16 protein-coding genes are annotated in these 15,299 nt (G+C 62.7%); 5 read left to right on the top strand and 11 right to left on the bottom strand.

The features are described 5' to 3' along the window. Positions 1 to 244: 244 nt before the first annotated feature. Entirely contained in the window at positions 245 to 2,494 is a 2,250-nt protein-coding gene (locus tag NKI52_RS26250) for a GumC family protein (protein ID WP_352700270.1), read from the top strand. A 22-nt stretch (positions 2,495 to 2,516) separates the two neighbouring features. Here NKI52_RS26250 and NKI52_RS26245 read toward each other — a convergent pair whose 3' ends face one another. Continuing rightward, on the bottom strand, positions 2,517 to 3,746 hold the full coding sequence (locus NKI52_RS26245; RefSeq protein ID WP_352700269.1) for a GNAT family N-acetyltransferase: 1,230 nt from the start codon (positions 3,744 to 3,746) through the stop codon (positions 2,517 to 2,519). Between the two features lie 89 nt (positions 3,747 to 3,835). Here NKI52_RS26245 and NKI52_RS26240 point away from each other — a divergent pair, with 89 nt between their 5' ends. Beyond that, entirely contained in the window at positions 3,836 to 4,894 is a 1,059-nt protein-coding gene (locus tag NKI52_RS26240; RefSeq protein WP_352636866.1) for a polysaccharide deacetylase family protein, read from the top strand. Here the strand turns inward: NKI52_RS26240 and NKI52_RS26235 are convergent. Further along, positions 4,891 to 5,118 carry a DUF2842 domain-containing protein gene (locus NKI52_RS26235; RefSeq protein ID WP_023674629.1) on the bottom strand — a complete coding sequence of 76 codons (228 nt, stop codon included), beginning with the start codon at positions 5,116 to 5,118 and terminating at the stop codon, positions 4,891 to 4,893. The genes NKI52_RS26240 and NKI52_RS26235 overlap by 4 nt on opposite strands. A 151-nt stretch (positions 5,119 to 5,269) precedes the next feature. On the opposite strand from NKI52_RS26235, the gene NKI52_RS26230 reads away from it, so the two are divergent. Then, positions 5,270 to 6,364 carry a COX15/CtaA family protein gene (locus tag NKI52_RS26230; RefSeq protein ID WP_352636867.1) on the top strand — a complete coding sequence of 365 codons (1,095 nt, stop codon included), beginning with the start codon at positions 5,270 to 5,272 and terminating at the stop codon, positions 6,362 to 6,364. Here the strand turns inward: NKI52_RS26230 and NKI52_RS26225 are convergent. The 3 genes from NKI52_RS26225 to speB are packed head-to-tail and all read right to left on the bottom strand — an operon-like array spanning position 6,354 to position 9,157. After that, positions 6,354 to 7,193, bottom strand: a complete 840-nt coding sequence (locus NKI52_RS26225; protein WP_352636868.1) for an aminoglycoside phosphotransferase family protein — start codon at positions 7,191 to 7,193, stop codon at positions 6,354 to 6,356. The two genes, NKI52_RS26230 and NKI52_RS26225, sit on opposite strands and share 11 nt — an antisense overlap. Continuing rightward, complete coding sequence (gene argC / locus NKI52_RS26220; protein WP_352449330.1) at positions 7,194 to 8,120, bottom strand: N-acetyl-gamma-glutamyl-phosphate reductase; 927 nt, start codon at positions 8,118 to 8,120, stop codon at positions 7,194 to 7,196. Between the two features lie 29 nt (positions 8,121 to 8,149). Continuing rightward, on the bottom strand, positions 8,150 to 9,157 hold the full coding sequence (speB, locus tag NKI52_RS26215; RefSeq protein WP_352449331.1) for an agmatinase: 1,008 nt from the start codon (positions 9,155 to 9,157) through the stop codon (positions 8,150 to 8,152). A gap of 305 nt (positions 9,158 to 9,462) precedes the next feature. Here speB and NKI52_RS26210 point away from each other — a divergent pair, with 305 nt between their 5' ends. Further along, positions 9,463 to 10,521, top strand: a complete 1,059-nt coding sequence (locus NKI52_RS26210; RefSeq protein ID WP_352700268.1) for a glycerophosphodiester phosphodiesterase family protein — start codon at positions 9,463 to 9,465, stop codon at positions 10,519 to 10,521. A 356-nt stretch (positions 10,522 to 10,877) separates the two neighbouring features. Here the strand turns inward: NKI52_RS26210 and NKI52_RS26205 are convergent, their stop codons facing one another. After that, positions 10,878 to 11,756 carry an aldo/keto reductase family oxidoreductase gene (locus NKI52_RS26205; protein WP_352590585.1) on the bottom strand — a complete coding sequence of 293 codons (879 nt, stop codon included), beginning with the start codon at positions 11,754 to 11,756 and terminating at the stop codon, positions 10,878 to 10,880. Positions 11,757 to 11,850: 94 nt separating this feature from the next. On the opposite strand from NKI52_RS26205, the gene NKI52_RS26200 reads away from it, so the two are divergent. Further along, the gene (locus tag NKI52_RS26200) at positions 11,851 to 12,744 is read left to right on the top strand and encodes a LysR family transcriptional regulator (RefSeq protein WP_352700267.1); all 894 of its coding nucleotides are present in this window, start codon (positions 11,851 to 11,853) and stop codon (positions 12,742 to 12,744) included. Between the two features lie 108 nt (positions 12,745 to 12,852). Here the strand turns inward: NKI52_RS26200 and rpsI are convergent, their stop codons facing one another. From rpsI to NKI52_RS26175, 5 genes are all read right to left on the bottom strand, one after another. After that, positions 12,853 to 13,335 (bottom strand): 30S ribosomal protein S9, encoded by a 483-nt coding sequence (rpsI, locus tag NKI52_RS26195; RefSeq protein ID WP_023674644.1) that lies wholly within the window; start codon positions 13,333 to 13,335, stop codon positions 12,853 to 12,855. A 1-nt stretch (position 13,336) separates the two neighbouring features. Continuing rightward, the gene (gene rplM / locus NKI52_RS26190; protein WP_023674645.1) at positions 13,337 to 13,801 is read right to left on the bottom strand and encodes a 50S ribosomal protein L13; all 465 of its coding nucleotides are present in this window, start codon (positions 13,799 to 13,801) and stop codon (positions 13,337 to 13,339) included. A 257-nt stretch (positions 13,802 to 14,058) separates the two neighbouring features. Continuing rightward, positions 14,059 to 14,457: a type II toxin-antitoxin system HicB family antitoxin gene (locus NKI52_RS26185; RefSeq protein WP_352449337.1), complete on the bottom strand. Its 399-nt coding sequence runs from the start codon at positions 14,455 to 14,457 to the stop codon at positions 14,059 to 14,061. A gap of 27 nt (positions 14,458 to 14,484) precedes the next feature. Continuing rightward, positions 14,485 to 14,667 (bottom strand): type II toxin-antitoxin system HicA family toxin, encoded by a 183-nt coding sequence (locus NKI52_RS26180; RefSeq protein ID WP_352449435.1) that lies wholly within the window; start codon positions 14,665 to 14,667, stop codon positions 14,485 to 14,487. A 56-nt stretch (positions 14,668 to 14,723) separates the two neighbouring features. Continuing rightward, positions 14,724 to 15,179 carry a PaaI family thioesterase gene (locus NKI52_RS26175; protein WP_352700266.1) on the bottom strand — a complete coding sequence of 152 codons (456 nt, stop codon included), beginning with the start codon at positions 15,177 to 15,179 and terminating at the stop codon, positions 14,724 to 14,726. Positions 15,180 to 15,299 lie beyond the last annotated feature (120 nt).

The following is a 15,299-nucleotide window of genomic DNA, read 5'->3' as shown; positions in this document are numbered from 1 at the left end:
TACCTTTGAATAGCCGGCGACTCTGCGGCAAACCTTAACGATCGAGCTCGGTTATCATCCTGTTAGGGTTAATGGCCGGTAAAGGCGCGCGGCCGATGCGGGCCGGATCGACAAATGCAGATGGTTTTCAGCCTCTTGTTTGCGGCTTGTTAGTAGAGCCTAACAGGTTCTTACCGCGATATTAACGGCTGAGTTACCATAGTTGTTTACGGTGCATGCTGACTCAGTACCGGAGCAGGGATGCATGTCCGTTCAATCCGCGGCCGCAGATGTCGACATCGATCTCAGGCAGCTTTTCGCCAGCCTGGCGCGAAACTGGTTGCGCATCCTTGTCGTCGCACTGGTTGTAACCGGCCTGGCCTTTGCGCTCGCCTGGCTTGCAACGCCCGAATATAAGGCGGCAGCCAAGCTGGAGATCGGGCCTCGAGAATCGGAGTTCACGCGGCCAGCCGGGGCCAACGGCAACGAGCGGTCGATTCCCGACGAAGAGGCTGTGGCCACCGAGGTCCAGATCATCTCGTCCCCCGACATCCTCAAGCAGGTGGCGGCGAAGCTCAACCTGGCGAAATTGCCCGAATTCGACGAGGCGCTGAAGATGTCGGCGCTGAGCCGCGCCCTTGTCCTTGTTGGCTTGAAAAGCGATCCGTTCGAGATTCCGCTGGAAGAGCGCGTGCTGGACGCAATGCATGAGAAGCTCAACGTCTATGGCGTTGAAAAAACCCGCGCGATCGCAATCGAGTTCTCGTCAGAGGATCCTAAGCTTGCCGCCGCGATCCCAAACGCCATTGCAAACGCCTATATCGGCTCCAAGGGCAATGCCAAGCTCGAATCGAATTCCGCCGCCACCGACTTTCTGGCGCCGGAAATCGCGGATCTGCAGAATCGGGTGAAGGAGGCGGAAGCCAAGGTTGCCGCATTCCGTGCGCAGTCCGATCTTTTGATGGGCGGCAACAATTCGGTGCTTGCCACCCAGCAGCTGTCCGAATTGTCGAGCGAACTGTCACGCGTGCGCGCCAATCGCGCTTCGGCGGAAGCGACCGCTGACAGCGTGCGCAGGGCGTTGCGCAATGGCGGCTCGCTGGATGCCGTTCCGGAGGTGTTGTCTTCCGAACTGATCCAGCGCCTGCGCGAGCGGCAAGTCGAACTCAAGAACAACATCGCCGACCTTTCTACCACCTTGCTCGACAACCATCCGCGCATCCGCGCGCTGAAGTCGCAGCTCGCGGATCTCGACCGCCAGATCCGCAACGAAGCGGAAAAGATCATGAAAGGTCTGATGGCGCAGGCCGAGACGGCGAAGGCGCGAGAGGCCCAACTCGTGGCAGACGTCAACACGCTGAAGGCGGCGTCCGCCCGCGCCGGCGAAGAGCAGGTGGAACTCGATGCGCTGCAGCGTGATGCCGCGACCAAGCGTCAGCAGCTCGATCTCTATTCATCCAGCTATCTCCAGGCGGCCGCACGCAAGGATCGCAACTATCTGCCCGTCGACGCTCGCGTATTTTCGGAGGCCCAGGTGCCGGCCGAACCTTATTTCCCCAAGATTGGTCCGATTGTCAGTGCGGCCTTTGTCGGCTCGTTGCTCATCATGGCGATCGTCACGCTTCTGCAGGAACTGTTTTCCGGCCGCGCCATGCGTCCGGCCGCCGGTGCCCATTTCGAGCGCATCGAGCAGGTTGCGATGCCGGCTGTCCAGGCCGAACGCGTGATGGCCGAGCCCGACCCGTCGGTTGGCCGGTCCGAACCGGCAGTCGTCGAGATCGATGAGGCCGACGACGACAATATCATTGAAAGCAAAGTGGAGCCGGAACCCGTCGCGGTGGCGGAAGCGGCTGCCGAGAAAATCGAACCGGAGTACTCTGAAATGGCCGCTGGAGACATTGAACCGGCACGTTCTATCCTCGGCGAGGTCGACATCGACAAGGCCGCGGAAAAACTGATCGCCACCGGTGCCGCCCGCGCCATATTCGTGTCGCCAGAAGGCGACGAGGCGGCCGCCTCGGCGGTGTTGGTGGCGCGCGCAGTCTCCGACGCCGGGCTACGCGTGCTGCTGCTTGATCTCACCGCTTCGGGTGCCGCCTCGCGGCCGATGCTGGACAGCGGGCTGTTTCCGGGCATCACCGATCTGCTCGCCTCGCAAGCGCAGTTCAGCGATGTGATCCACCCCGATCTCTATTCGGACTGCCACGTTATTCCCGTCGGCACAGCCGATCCGGTCCGCGCCATGCGCGCCGCCGACCGGCTGCCGATCATCATGCAGTCGCTGACCACCGCCTATGATTTGGTCGTGGTCGAATGCGGACCGGCCGACGCGCAAGGCATCAGCCGCCTAGTGGGCGAGGGGACCGAGGTCTTGCTCTCCATGCTTGAGCCGGACGACGAGGTGACGCAGGCCGCGGTCGCGCTCATCGAGAGTGGCTATCCCGACCTGACGCTGGTCACGCCCATCGGCCATGTGGCGCCGGGCCCAATGCCGGGACGGCGCTCGGCCGCCTGAGGCAGTTTCTCTAAAATCGAAATCAGCTGTCGTCTTCGCCTGCGGCCGGTGCTGTCCGCCCCACGGCTTTGCGGCGCAGCAGCTTGGTCAGCTTCCAGACCATTGGGCTGTGCTTGATGAATGCCTTCAGGCTTGCGCCGTGCCTGAGCGCAAGCGCCAGCGCACGACCTTTCAGCGTCAGCGGAACCAGCACCTCGAAATGCTGCGTTTCGACATCGCACCACAATCGCTTGTAGGGTTCGTCGCCGACCGAGAAATCATAGATTTCGAAACCCGCCTCGCAGGCTTCCTGGATGTTCTCGAAGAACAGGAAGTCGCCCGGGCTGGTGTGTGCGAGGTCGTCCTCGGCGATCGCCCCGAATTCGCAGATCAGCCGCTTGCCCGAGCGGCTCGATCCGGTGACTGCACGAAGTTTGCCGGCGACTTCCAGCCCATGCAGGACGAAGGACGGATCTTCCTCTTGAAGCGCGTCGGCAAACAGCGAGCGGAAAAAAGCGCGCACCTCCGCCTCACCGAAAACATCGGCGATGCCCATCTTGCGGAAGCGGAATTCCTTCATCTCGAAAAAGGCATCGAGCAGCATGTGCACTTCGTCCGCAGTCCTCGCCTCGATGCGACGATAGCTGCCAACGGCCTCGAACTTGCGCGCCTGCGAGCGATGCTTCTTGCGCCTGCGCTTGCCGCTCACGCGGGTGAGCAGTGCGTCAAATCCTCCCACAAGACCGGCGGCCAGCGACAGATTGGGGCTCGAAAAATGCGGCAAGGCGGAGAGCGGGTTGGCAACGCCGTCGAGATCGGGCAGCAGCCGCTCCAGCGCAACAAGATCGATGTCGCGCCGCGCCTTGGCAATCGCAGCCAGCATCGAGCGGATCGCCGCGCTATCGGCATTCGCCAGCCATTGCGGGTCGGCGGCGGCAAAATTGCCGTTTGCATGGCGGCCGCCCATGAACCGGGCGACGCGGAACGCTCCACTACAAGTGACCTCCAGCGCCAGTGAGAAAACCGGCCTGTCCTCGGCGCGCAGCGTCGCAACGACAACGTCGGCGCCGGTATGTGCGGCCCAGTTCAGGATCCAGCCTGCGCTTTGCGCAGGGGCAAAAAGCGCCGAACGGCAGAATTCTGCGTACGCCGCCAACGCCACACTATCGGCGACCGAGGTTGACAGGCCGGCTTTGCCGGCCGGCAAGGCACACGGCGACGCCTCGCTGCTTGCCAGCCGATTGCCGTCAAATGACGCGGTGGCGTCAACCATACCTCAATCCTTAGGGCGTATTCGTCGCGATTGGGGGTCCGCGCAGGCGCATTCCATGCTTGATGAGCTTAGGCGCAAAAGGTGAATGAATGATCGACGGGGGCGAGGCAATCCGCAAACTGGCGCTCAATCTCGCCCGCTATTCCGGTCTCGCTCCGCTGGCCAAGCCGTTTATCGGCGGTCTCGGCGCTATCCTGATGCTGCATCGGGTAACCGCGACACCGGAAAAGCCGAACGGCGTCAACCGCCACTTGAACATCGCGCCTGGGTTTCTCGACACCGTGATCGCCGACTTGAAGGCGAACGGCTACAGTTTCGTCACGCTTGACGAGGCGATCGAGCGCATCAAGGCTGGTGACAAGGACGGCCAGTTTGCGACGATCACCGCCGACGACGCCTATCGAGACAACATGACCGAGGCGCTGCCGGTGCTGGAGAAACACGGCGCGCCGATCACCATCTACGTCGCGCCGGGACTGATCGACGGCGCCGCCGATTTGTGGTGGGACGTGGTCGAGGACATCGTCAATGCGCGCGATCGCCTGACGCTGACGACGCCGGATGGCCCGGTGACAATCGACTGCTCGAGTCCGGGAAAAAAGGTCCAGGCCAATGCGCGCCTGCACGCTCATCTGACGCTGAAGGTGCGCGAGCAGGACCAGCGTGCGGTGTTGCGGGATCTGGCGCGCTCGAACGGCATCGAGTTGGGTGGTCCGCGCCCGAGCACGCTGATGAACTGGGACGAGATCCGCACCATGGCCGAGCACCCGCTGGTGACGATCGGCGCACATAGCGTCAATCACTGCAATCTGAAGCGGCTTTCCGAGAGCGATGCGCGACATGAGATCGGCGACGTCAAGCGCATATTGCAGGCCAAACTCGGCGAGGAGCCGCGCCATTTCGCCTATCCCTACGGTTATGCCAGTGCCGTCGGCCGCCGCGAAGTAGGCCTAGTCCGCGATGCCGGCTATGCCTCGGCGGTGACAACCCGCCACGGCATACTCCGCGCCGAGCATGCCGGCTTCCTGCACGCCCTACCGCGCATTTCGGTCAATGGCCGCTATCAGAGCGTCGCCCACATCCGAACAATGTTGTCGGGCGTGACGACGCCGCTGGCCAATGCCGGCAAGACGGTGGTGACGATCTAACTGTTGCCTCGCCCCTTCGGCCGCGGCTCCAGGATCAGCCATTTGATGATGCCCATCGCCGGCAGCACCCACAAAAGCCCGCTGAGCAGGAAGAAGATGAAGTGCGCCAGCGGCCCGGACTGCGACAATTGGGCGACCGCCACGATCGAGGCGACCAGCGCATAGACTATGACCAGCACTACCAGCAGGAAGCTTCCGATCAGCTTTTTCAGGCGAATGGGCATGGCGCGATCTCGTTGATCGCTATCGCTTAGGCCGAACAGCCAATACGCGCAACCCGCCAGAAACGGCGCGACGGCGTGCCGCGCTGTCCGGTCTTGCAAGCCGGGTTGCGATGGTTCACCAATCCGAGACTTCAACTGTCGGGACAAATCCATGGCTGCTGCCATATCCGATGCCGCGCCTTTCGCCGCCCGCGATCGCGACCTTCGCAACCGCGCGCTGGTACGCGGTTGGCTCTATGTCGTGCTCCTGGTGCTGTTTGCGCTGGTACTGGTCGGCGGCGCTACAAGGCTCACCAATTCCGGCCTGTCGATCACCGAATGGCAGCCGATACACGGCGTCATCCCGCCGCTCAATGATGCCGAGTGGCAGGAGGAGTTCCTGCGCTACCAGCAAATTCCGCAATATGCCGAACTCAACAACGGCATGAGCATCGAGGCGTTCAAATCGATCTTCTGGTGGGAATGGGTGCACCGCATCCTGGCGCGTAGTGTCGGCGTGGTCTTCGCCCTGCCGCTGCTGTTCTTCTGGGCGACGCGCCGCATCGAGCGGGGCCTCGGCACGAAATTGTCGGGCATCCTCCTTCTCGGCGCCCTGCAGGGCGCGATAGGCTGGTGGATGGTGGCGTCCGGGTTGGTTGACCGGGTTTCGGTCAGCCAATATCGGCTGGCGACGCATCTGACGCTGGCGGCGCTGATCTTCACGGCGACCATGGTGGTCGCGCGTGGGCTGGCGCCGCACTCGGAACCTGCCGCCGACCGCTCGACGCAACGTCTGGCCGGCTTCCTGGTGCTGCTGGCGCTGGTCCAGATCTATCTCGGCGGGCTGGTCGCAGGGCTCGACGCCGGCTTGAGCTACAACACCTGGCCGCTGATGGACGGCAAGCTGGTCCCTGGCGACCTGCTGCTGCTCGAGCCGGCATGGCGCAATTTCTTCGAAAATCCGAAGACGGTGCAATTCGTCCACCGGGTCGGCGCCTACACGATCTTCGCGGTCGCGCTCTGGCACATGATCTCGACACGCCGGCGCCTGCCGGGCACGACGCATGCCCGACGCGCGACGCTTCTGTTCCTGATTGTCGTGGTGCAGGCATCGATCGGCATCGGCACACTATTGATGCATGTGCCGCTGCACATGGCCCTGACGCATCAGGCATTCGCGCTGTTCCTGCTCGGCTTCGCCGCCGCGCATTGGCGCGGCACCAAGGGCGCTTATCCGCTGCCTCATGAGATTGCTCTCAGAGGCTGAGCCGCACCCGCCGGATTGCTGTGGCAATCGCCAGCTCGCGGTTTTCGTCGACCGCATTGCGATCCTCATGATGCCATGCAGCCGACAGGCAGCCATAGGCGATGGCGTGGTCCAGTATCGCGGGCGGCGACTGGCCGAGCGTTGCGGAAAAGACATGCGCCATATGCGCGATCCGCCGCGGATCGAGGCAAAGATCGTCCCGGTCAAGTGGGTTGTAGAACATGTTGGCGGCGTCGAAGCCGGGGTCGCCGAGAACGCCCTTCGGGTCGATCGCCAGCCAGCCGCGCGGACCGTGCATGATGTTGTCATGATGCAGGTCGCCGTGCAGCGGCCGCACGTCGTGCGGATTGGACAGCAGCCGTTCCGCGATTTCGGCTGCTTCGACATACAGGCTCCTTTCGCCGGCGGCGCGATCGGCCCTCGCTTTTTTGAATAGGCTGGAAAACCGGGTCCGCAACGGCTGAAGGTCCGGCGGGGCAGGGTGCTTCGACGGCGAGACCAGTCTTGCCATCACCCCCGCCGCGATCGCGGTGGCGGCATTGTCGCCGTGTTCGGCAAGATGGTGTGACAGCATCCTGTCGCCAGCGTATTCGAGCAGCATGCGGTGGCCGTCGCTGCCGAGCAGCCGCACCACGCCTTCGCCGCGTCGCCAGGCGAGGAAATGCTCGCCACGCAACTCGTCCTCGACATCGTCGAAAGGCTTTAGATCCTTGACGATTGCCGGCGAGCCGTCCTCGCGCGCAACCTTCCAGATGCGGCTGCTGAACGTGTCGGCGGTGAGTTCGGGCGCGCCGACCTTCCAGCGCTTTGGAAATGCCGGCACATCCATTCAGAGGCCGAGCATCAGATCCATGTTCTGCACGGCAGCGCCCGAGGCGCCCTTGCCGAGATTGTCATAGACCGCAAGCAGCAGCGCCTGCGCTCGATCGTCATTGGCGAAGACGTAGAGCTTCATCCGGTTGGTGCCATTATAGATCTCCGGATCGATGTCAGGCATGCGTTCCTGATGCAGATACGGCGCCACCTCGACCACGCCGCCATCGATGGAAGCGAAATGATCGGCGATCGCCGCGTGAAGCTCGGCGCCGGTCGGCACATGGTCGAGGCCGCCGAGTTGCAGCGGCACCACCGTGATCATGCCTTGCGCGAAATTGCCGACCGCCGGCTGCATGATCGGATCGTGCGAAAGCTTGGCATAGGTCCTGAGCTCAGGCACGTGCTTGTGCTGCAGCGTCAGCCCGTAAGGCAGGAATTCCGGCGCATCCTCGCCCTTGCCGACATAATCCTCGATCATCGGCCGGCCGCCGCCGGAATAGCCGGAAATGCCGTTGACGGTGACCGGAAAATCGGCCGGCAGCAGCCCCGCCGCAACCAGCGGCCGCAGCGTCGCGATCGGTCCTTGTGGCCAGCAGCCCGGATTGGCGACGCGCTTCGCCGAAGCGATCTTTTTCGCCTGGTCCTTGTCCATTTCGGCGAAACCATATTCCCACCCATCGGCGACGCGATGTGCCGTCGAGGCGTCGATCACTTTGGTGGTGTCATTGGCGATCAGCGAAACGCTTTCCTTGGCGGCTGCATCCGGCAGACAGAGGATCGCGACATCCGCAGCATTGAGGAACTCGGCGCGCGCTGCCGTTTCCTTGCGGCGCTCGGTCGGGATGGAGATGATTTCCAGGTCGCCACGCTCGGCAAGCAGCGCCCTTATCTGCAGACCGGTGGTGCCGTGCTCGCCGTCGATGAAGATTTTCGGTTTCATTGCTTGCCAAAATTCCTGTTATCTCAAAGCTATATGCCGCTTGCCTGATTCAATCCGGCAACGCCGTGATTGCCCTGGTTCATTTCTTCGAGTCGGGCCTTTCGTTCCGCCAACAGCCCGAGATAGTGCATGGCCACCATCGACCCGGCAATCGCCGTTATATCGGCGTGATCATAGGCTGGCGCAACCTCGACGACGTCGGCGCCGACGATATCGAGCTGGTTGATCTGGCGCAGCACCGACAGGATCTTTGCCGAAGACGGGCCTCCCGCGACCGGCGTTCCGGTGCCGGGCGCAAAAGCCGGGTCCAGGCAATCGATGTCGAAAGTGACGTAGGTCTTCTTGCCGCCCGTACGGTCGACGATGGCATAGGCGATGTCGGACGCACGCATTTCCTCCACTTCATGGCCATACAGGATCTTGATACCGAACGTGTCGGGCGCATGGGTGCGGATGCCGATCTGGATCGACCGGTCGGGGTCGATGATGCCCTCCTTGACTGCACGGCCGACGAAGGAGCCGTGATCGATGCGCTTGCCGTCGTCGGGCCAGGTGTCCTGGTGTGCGTCGAACTGCACCAGAGCCAGCGGGCCATGGATGGCGGCATGCGCCTTCAGCAGCGGCCAGGTGACGAAGTGATCGCCACCGAGTGACAGCAGAAAGGCGCCGGATTTCAGGATCTTCGCCGCTTCGCGTTCGATCGTGGCAGGCGTCTTCTGGTGATTGCCGCTGTCGAGCAGGCAGTCGCCATAATCGACCACGGCAAGCTGTTCGAACAGATCGCGCGAAAACGGATATTGCGGATCGTTGTCGAGGATGGCCGAGGCGCGGCGGATCGCCTGCGGTCCGAAACGGGCGCCCGGCCGATTGGTGACCGCAGCGTCGAAGGGAATGCCCCACACCACCGCATCGGCGTCCTTCACGTCCTTCGAATATTTGCGCCGCATGAACGACAGGGCGCCGGCATAGGTCGGCTCGAACGACGCACCCGTCCTGGAGCGGGTGGTGAAGGCATGATCGATGGTCCTTGGCGGCATGAAGCGATCTCCTGTGCGTCGACGCGCAACCTTATTGGACATAATTCTCAGAATTGCGACCCCTGCGGAGGATCATGGCCATTCGATCCGGTCACAAATCCTTGCTCGCCAGGCGAACCCGGCATCGCTCGCCAGGAGATTGCCTGGCAAGCAACCGAAAGTAGCCGCCGACGACTGCCTCGGCCGGCGCTGACCTGATTTTCCGGCATTTTGCAAGCCGGCTTCGTTCACCTGCCTGTCACGGGCATCGCTTAACCGGGGTGCGATCCCGGTACGGAGCGATTCTCGTGCGAACGACTTGTCTCATGCGAACGATTTGGCTGAGCCTTCTGCTTTCCGCGGCGCTGGCGCTCTCCCTTGGCCAGGCATCGGCAGGCGAAACGCGCGCCAGGCAGATTCGCGACCGCTTCGAGCACGCCAACCAATGGCGCGACCATGTGCTAGTGGCCGCGCACCGCGCCGGCGGCATGCAATCCGGCAAGACGCTCTATCCCGAAAATTCGATCGCCGCCGTCGAGGCGTCGATCGCAACGGGCGCCGAAATCGTCGAGGTCGATATTAGGCGCTCGAAGGACGGACAGTTCGTCGTCATGCATGACAGTTGGCTCGACCGCACGACGAATTGCAAAGGTGAGGTCGACAAGCACACATTGGCCGAACTCAAGACTTGCCGGTTGGTGATCGAAGGCACCGGCGCCGTTACGGGCGAGACGGTCTCGACGTTGCGCGAGATGTTGATGACGACCAGGGACAGGATCCTCATCAATCTCGACAACAAGCTCGATACCGAAAGCCTCGTCGGCATGGTCGCGGTTGCGCGCGACCTCGGCATGGTCGAACAGGTGATCGTCAAGGAGAACCTGTGGAATGCGGAGCGGATTGCCAGTGTCAAGGCCGCCATGGACGCGATCGGCAGCGGCTTCCAGTTCATGCCCATTATCGCCGATGACGCGGTTCGCGACGCCATGTTTGCCGAGAAAGTGAGCCGGGCCTTCCCGATGCGCGCGGTCGAGATGATCAACTGGCGCACGGGATCTGAGACACTGACCGAGACCGGCGGCCCGCTGTTCAGCCCGCGCATGCGCGCGCTGGCGGTGAGGGGCGACTGGCACATCTGGGCCGACACCTATGCCATCGTCAACAAGCCGGGCGGCTTCCTCGCCGGCGGCCGCGGCGACGAGCTGGCGGTCGCGGCCAGCCTGCCGCGCGAGACCTACGGCTTCTGGGTCGAGCGCGGCGCCACCATCATCCAGACCGACGAACCGAAGGCCGCCATCGGTTGGCTGGCGGCGAACGGTTTTCGCGTGCCCTATGCCGGTGAGAAGCGCCCGGCCGAGCCGGCCAACACGGCCAGCATCAACTAGACCGGCGCGGCGAGAATTGGATCTCCCTCTTGTGGTGACGATGCCCGGCAGGGCAGAAGGGCGCTGTCCCGCCGACCCCAGGCCGGCAGCGCCAAACTTTCGAAGGAACCCAGAAACAGAAAACCCGCCTCCGTGGGCGGGTCGTTGGAGCCAATTAGCACCATACCCAGATTAGTAGCATAGCTGCCGGCACAAAGCAAGAACAAAATGTGGCGTAGTGGCAGAAAAATGCGACGATCCTTCAGCGTCTCGGCTGTCCCGCCTGCTAGGTCGCGCGCCTTCGCTGTCCTACCGGCAATCTCCCCCGCAAGGGAACCCATTTTGGGGGAGATTGGCTCATCACTGCCTTCGGTAATCTACTCGCAGGCCGCCATTGCCACACCATCCAGCTCCTTGATGACATCGTCCGACAGTTCGAGGTCGGCAGCGGCGAGGTTCTCCCTGAGATGCGCGACGGAAGACGTGCCGGGAATCAGAAGAATGTTGGGCGCGCGGCGAAGCAGCCAGGCGAGCGCGACCTGCATGGGCGTGGCGCCGAGGCGTGCGGCGACCTTGGACAAGGTCGACGACTGCAACGGGTTGAAGCCGCCAAGCGGGAAGAACGGCACATAGGCAATGCCGTCGCGGGCCAGATCGTCGATCGAGGCATCGTCGCCCCGATGCGCCAGATTGTACTGGTTCTGCACGCAGACGATCCTGCAAATCCTGCGGCCTTCGGCGATCTGTGCAGCGGTGACGTTGCTCAGCCCGATGTGGCGCACGAGGCCCTGTCGCTGGAGCTCGGCAAGCGTCGCAAGCGGCGCCTCGATCGACCCTTCGGCGGGGCCATGCGCATCGAACATGACCCGCAGGTTGACCACCTCCAGCGCGTCGAGCCCAAGATTGCGCAGATTGTCGTGCACCGCCTGTGTCAGCTCTTCTGCCGAGAAGGCCGGCAGCCACGATCCGCCCTGGCCGCGCCGGGCACCGATCTTGGTGACAATAACGAGGTCGTCGGGATAGGGTGCGAGCGCTTCGCGGATCAACAGGTTGGTCACGTGCGGGCCATAGAAGTCGCTGGTGTCGATGTGGTTGACGCCTTGTGCAACGGCTTCGCGCAGTACGGCCAATGCCGCGTCGTGGTCCTTTGGTGGGCCGAAGACGCCTGGCCCTGCGAGCTGCATGGCGCCGTAGCCGAGCCGTCTCACCTTGCGGTCGCCGAGGATGAATGTGCCGGACTGGTCGACGCTGGACATGGTCTTTCTCCTTCAGGGATGGTGCAGAGATAGACGCTGTCCGATCTCATGATAATTGGGTACAATTCGCACGGGCTGTGCGGAATGACGAACAATGCAGATTGATCTCGCGGATCTGAACGCCTTCGTGGCCGTAGCGCGCGCCAAAGGCTTTCGCGGTGCGGCACGCGCCAGCGGCGGCAGTGCGTCCGGCTTGAGCGAGGCGGTGCGGCGCCTGGAGACGCAGCTCGGTGTCAGGCTGCTCAACCGGACGACCCGCAGCGTTGTCCTGACGGAAGCCGGCGAAGGCCTGCTGGCGCGGCTCGGTCCTGCCTTGACCGAGGTGGAGTCGGCCCTCGACGTAGTGAACGGCTTTCGCGACAGGCCGGCAGGTACGTTGCGCCTCAATGTGCCGGTCAGCGCGGCGCGGCTGGTGCTGCCCAGCATCGTTCCGCCTTTTCTCGCCGCCTATCCAGGCATTCGGTTGGAGGTGATCTCGGAGGAGAGCTTCGTCGATGTGCTGGCGGCGGGGTGCGACGCCGGCATCCGCTATGAGGAGCGGCTGGAGCAGGACATGATCGCTGTGCCGATCGGACCGCGCGTGCAGCGCTTCGCCACCGCCGCCAGCCCGGCCTACCTGGATCGTCATGGCCGGCCGCAACACCCGAGCGACCTGCTCGGCCACGCCTGCCTGCGCGGCCGCTTTGCCAGCCGTGCGATGCCGCCGTGGGAATTCGAGCGCGACGGCGAGGTGGTGCGGGTCGACCCGACGGGGCCGCTTGTCGTGACCCTGGGTGGGGCGACTGACCTCAAAGTCGATGCAGCCATCGCCGGCACCGGCATCATCAGCCTGTTCGAGGATTGGCTACGCCCTCACTTCGAGAGCGGGGCGCTCGAACCGCTGCTTGAACCCTGGTGGCAGAGCTTCTCCGGCCCGTTCCTTTACTATCCAGGCCGGCGCCTCGTGCCGGCGCCGTTGCGGGCGTTCATTGACTTCATCAAGGCCTGAAGTCTGCCACGATGCGTGCGAGCCGCGCCCGATGGGGTGATTGGTGCCCCTTTTTGTGGAAAAGGCCGCCCGGAGGCGGCCTTTCGATAGCGTGTAATTGCGCAGCGCTTAGCGCTTGGAGAACTGGAAGCTCCGGCGGGCCTTCGCCTTGCCGTACTTCTTGCGCTCGACGACGCGGCTGTCGCGGGTCAGGAAGCCACCCTTCTTGAGCACGGCGCGCAGCGCCGGCTCGTAATAGGTCAGCGCCTTGGAGATGCCGTGGCGCACGGCACCGGCCTGGCCGGAAAGGCCGCCGCCGATGACGGTGGCAACGATGTCGTACTGGCCGGCGCGATTGGCGGCGATGATCGGCTGGTTGAGGATCATCTGCAGCACCGGACGCGCGAAATATTCGGCGAACACCTTGTCGTTGACGACGATCTTGCCGGAGCCGGGCTTCACCCAGACGCGGGCGATGGCGTTCTTGCGCTTGCCGGTGGCGTAAGCGCGGCCCGACTTATCGAGTTTCTGGACATGGACGGGTGCGGCCGGCTGGGTGTTGGTATTGCCGGTGGCAGCTCCGAGTTCTGCGAGCGAGGAAAGCTCAGCCATCTTACGAAACCTTCTTGTTCTTGGCGTTCAGCTTGGCCACGTCGAGGACGACGGGCTGCTGGGCGACATGCGGATGTTCCGTGCCTGCATAGACGCGGAGGTTCTTCATCTGGCGACGGCCGAGCGGGCCACGCGGGATCATGCGTTCGACGGCCTTTTCGACGACACGCTCGGGGAAACGACCCTCGAGCAGCTGGCGCGCGGTGCGCTCCTTGACGCCGCCGGGGTGGCCGGTGTGCCAGTAATAGACCTTGTCGGTGAACTTCTTGCCGGTGAACACCACTTTGTCGGCATTGATGACGATGACGTTGTCGCCGTCGTCGACGTGCGGGGTGAAGGTGGGCTTGTGCTTGCCGCGAAGATGATTGGCGATGACAGTGGCGAGACGGCCGACGACGAGACCCTCGGCGTCGATCAGCACCCACTTCTTCACCACATCCGCAGGCTTCTGCGAAAAGGTTGCCATGAATTGTTGCTTTCGGTTCGGACCTTCAAAAGAAGGCGTTTCTTGTTGCTTGGATTGGCGAAAGGCGCTTGCCCGCCGCCAATAACAAAACGGCGGCCTTTGCGGGCCGCTGCTTCGTCACGGCTTATAGGGGAGGGGTTCGATCGCGTCAAGGCGCATGAAACACTTGCCAGAAGATAAAGCCAAATGAAAACAAGGATTTGTGTTAAAGGTATGATTTTACCACATCGCGATTTTGGTTCTGTGTCGGGCAAGTCTCAGTGCTTTGCCTCGATTTCCTTGCGAGCTGCGCTGGAGAGGAATGCCGATCGCGTTATGCCTCGGTCGCGCGCTGCGGCGTCGATCGCCCGCAAAACGCCACGCTCGAAAGTCACATTCGCCCTCACGACAGCGCTGTCATTGTCGATGAGTGGTACCGAGACCAGATAGCCTCCTTCAGCAAGTGCTTTGCGTATATCCGCAAGCGCGATGATCGCCTCGTGGCTGGACGGTTCGGGAACAGGCATATCCTCCGCCCACAGTTGCAATGCTTCGACTGCATTCGGTACGATGTCTTCCGCCTCGTCCGCGGCTGAAAAGCAGCCGGGAATGTCGGGAAAGCGAATGCCGAACGCGCTGTCGGGATCTTTATCGACCAACGCGAAATAGTTCTTCATCTCAGCCTCCAAGCCGCCTCAGGTCGCCTATATCCAGCCCGCTTGCTTGGCGATGGCGCGAGCTGTACCGGTTGGTAGATCCTTCTCCGGATGCGGAACGATCAACACGATCTCGCCCTTTCGGAACTTGTGATGTGAGCCGCGTATGGAAACCAGCTCGAAACCGTCGTCCTTGAGACGCTTCACGATTTTGCGGCTGTCACGCTCCAGCAAAGATCACCCATGCGCACATATATACACATCAAGGAAAAATTCAATCGAAAGCATCAGGCCGGCGCTCGCTTTGGCGGGATCGAATAGGTGCCCGTTGCGTGCGCTACCGTGTGTCCCTTCGGGCCGGCGACGATGTCGATATCGAACACCATCAGGCTCTTGCCGAGCTTGAGGATGCGGCAATGGCCGTCGATCGGCCCGGCCTCGGCCTTGTGGACAAAATTGATGTTGAGACTGGTGGTGACCGAAAGTGCATCCGGTCCGGCATGCGAGAGCACGCAGACATAGCCGCCTATGTCGGCCAGCGTGAACAGCGCCGAACCCGACACGGTGCCGCCGGGACGCAAATGGCGCTCGTCGGCATTGAGTCGCACGACACAGCCGCCTGGAAACACCTCCAACGCCTCGTAGAAGGTGAACTGGTCGTTGAGTTGCGGGAAAACGGTCGCCATCAGCGCGTTGACATCAGCAGCCGTCAGCACCGGCTTGAGATTGCTGTGGGCGGGCATTTCAGTCTCCCGGTTTGCGCCCTGCATGTATGAACGCGACGTGGCGTTTCTGGCAACAGCCCATTCATTATGGCAGAAGCGGAGGAGGGAGTTGGACGAAGCGAGACGGCATACTAGATT

It is taken from the genome of Mesorhizobium sp. M0590 (assembly GCF_040320905.1).
GTDB lineage: Bacteria > Pseudomonadota > Alphaproteobacteria > Rhizobiales > Rhizobiaceae > Mesorhizobium.
This window is presented reverse-complemented; position numbering and strand designations above follow the sequence as displayed.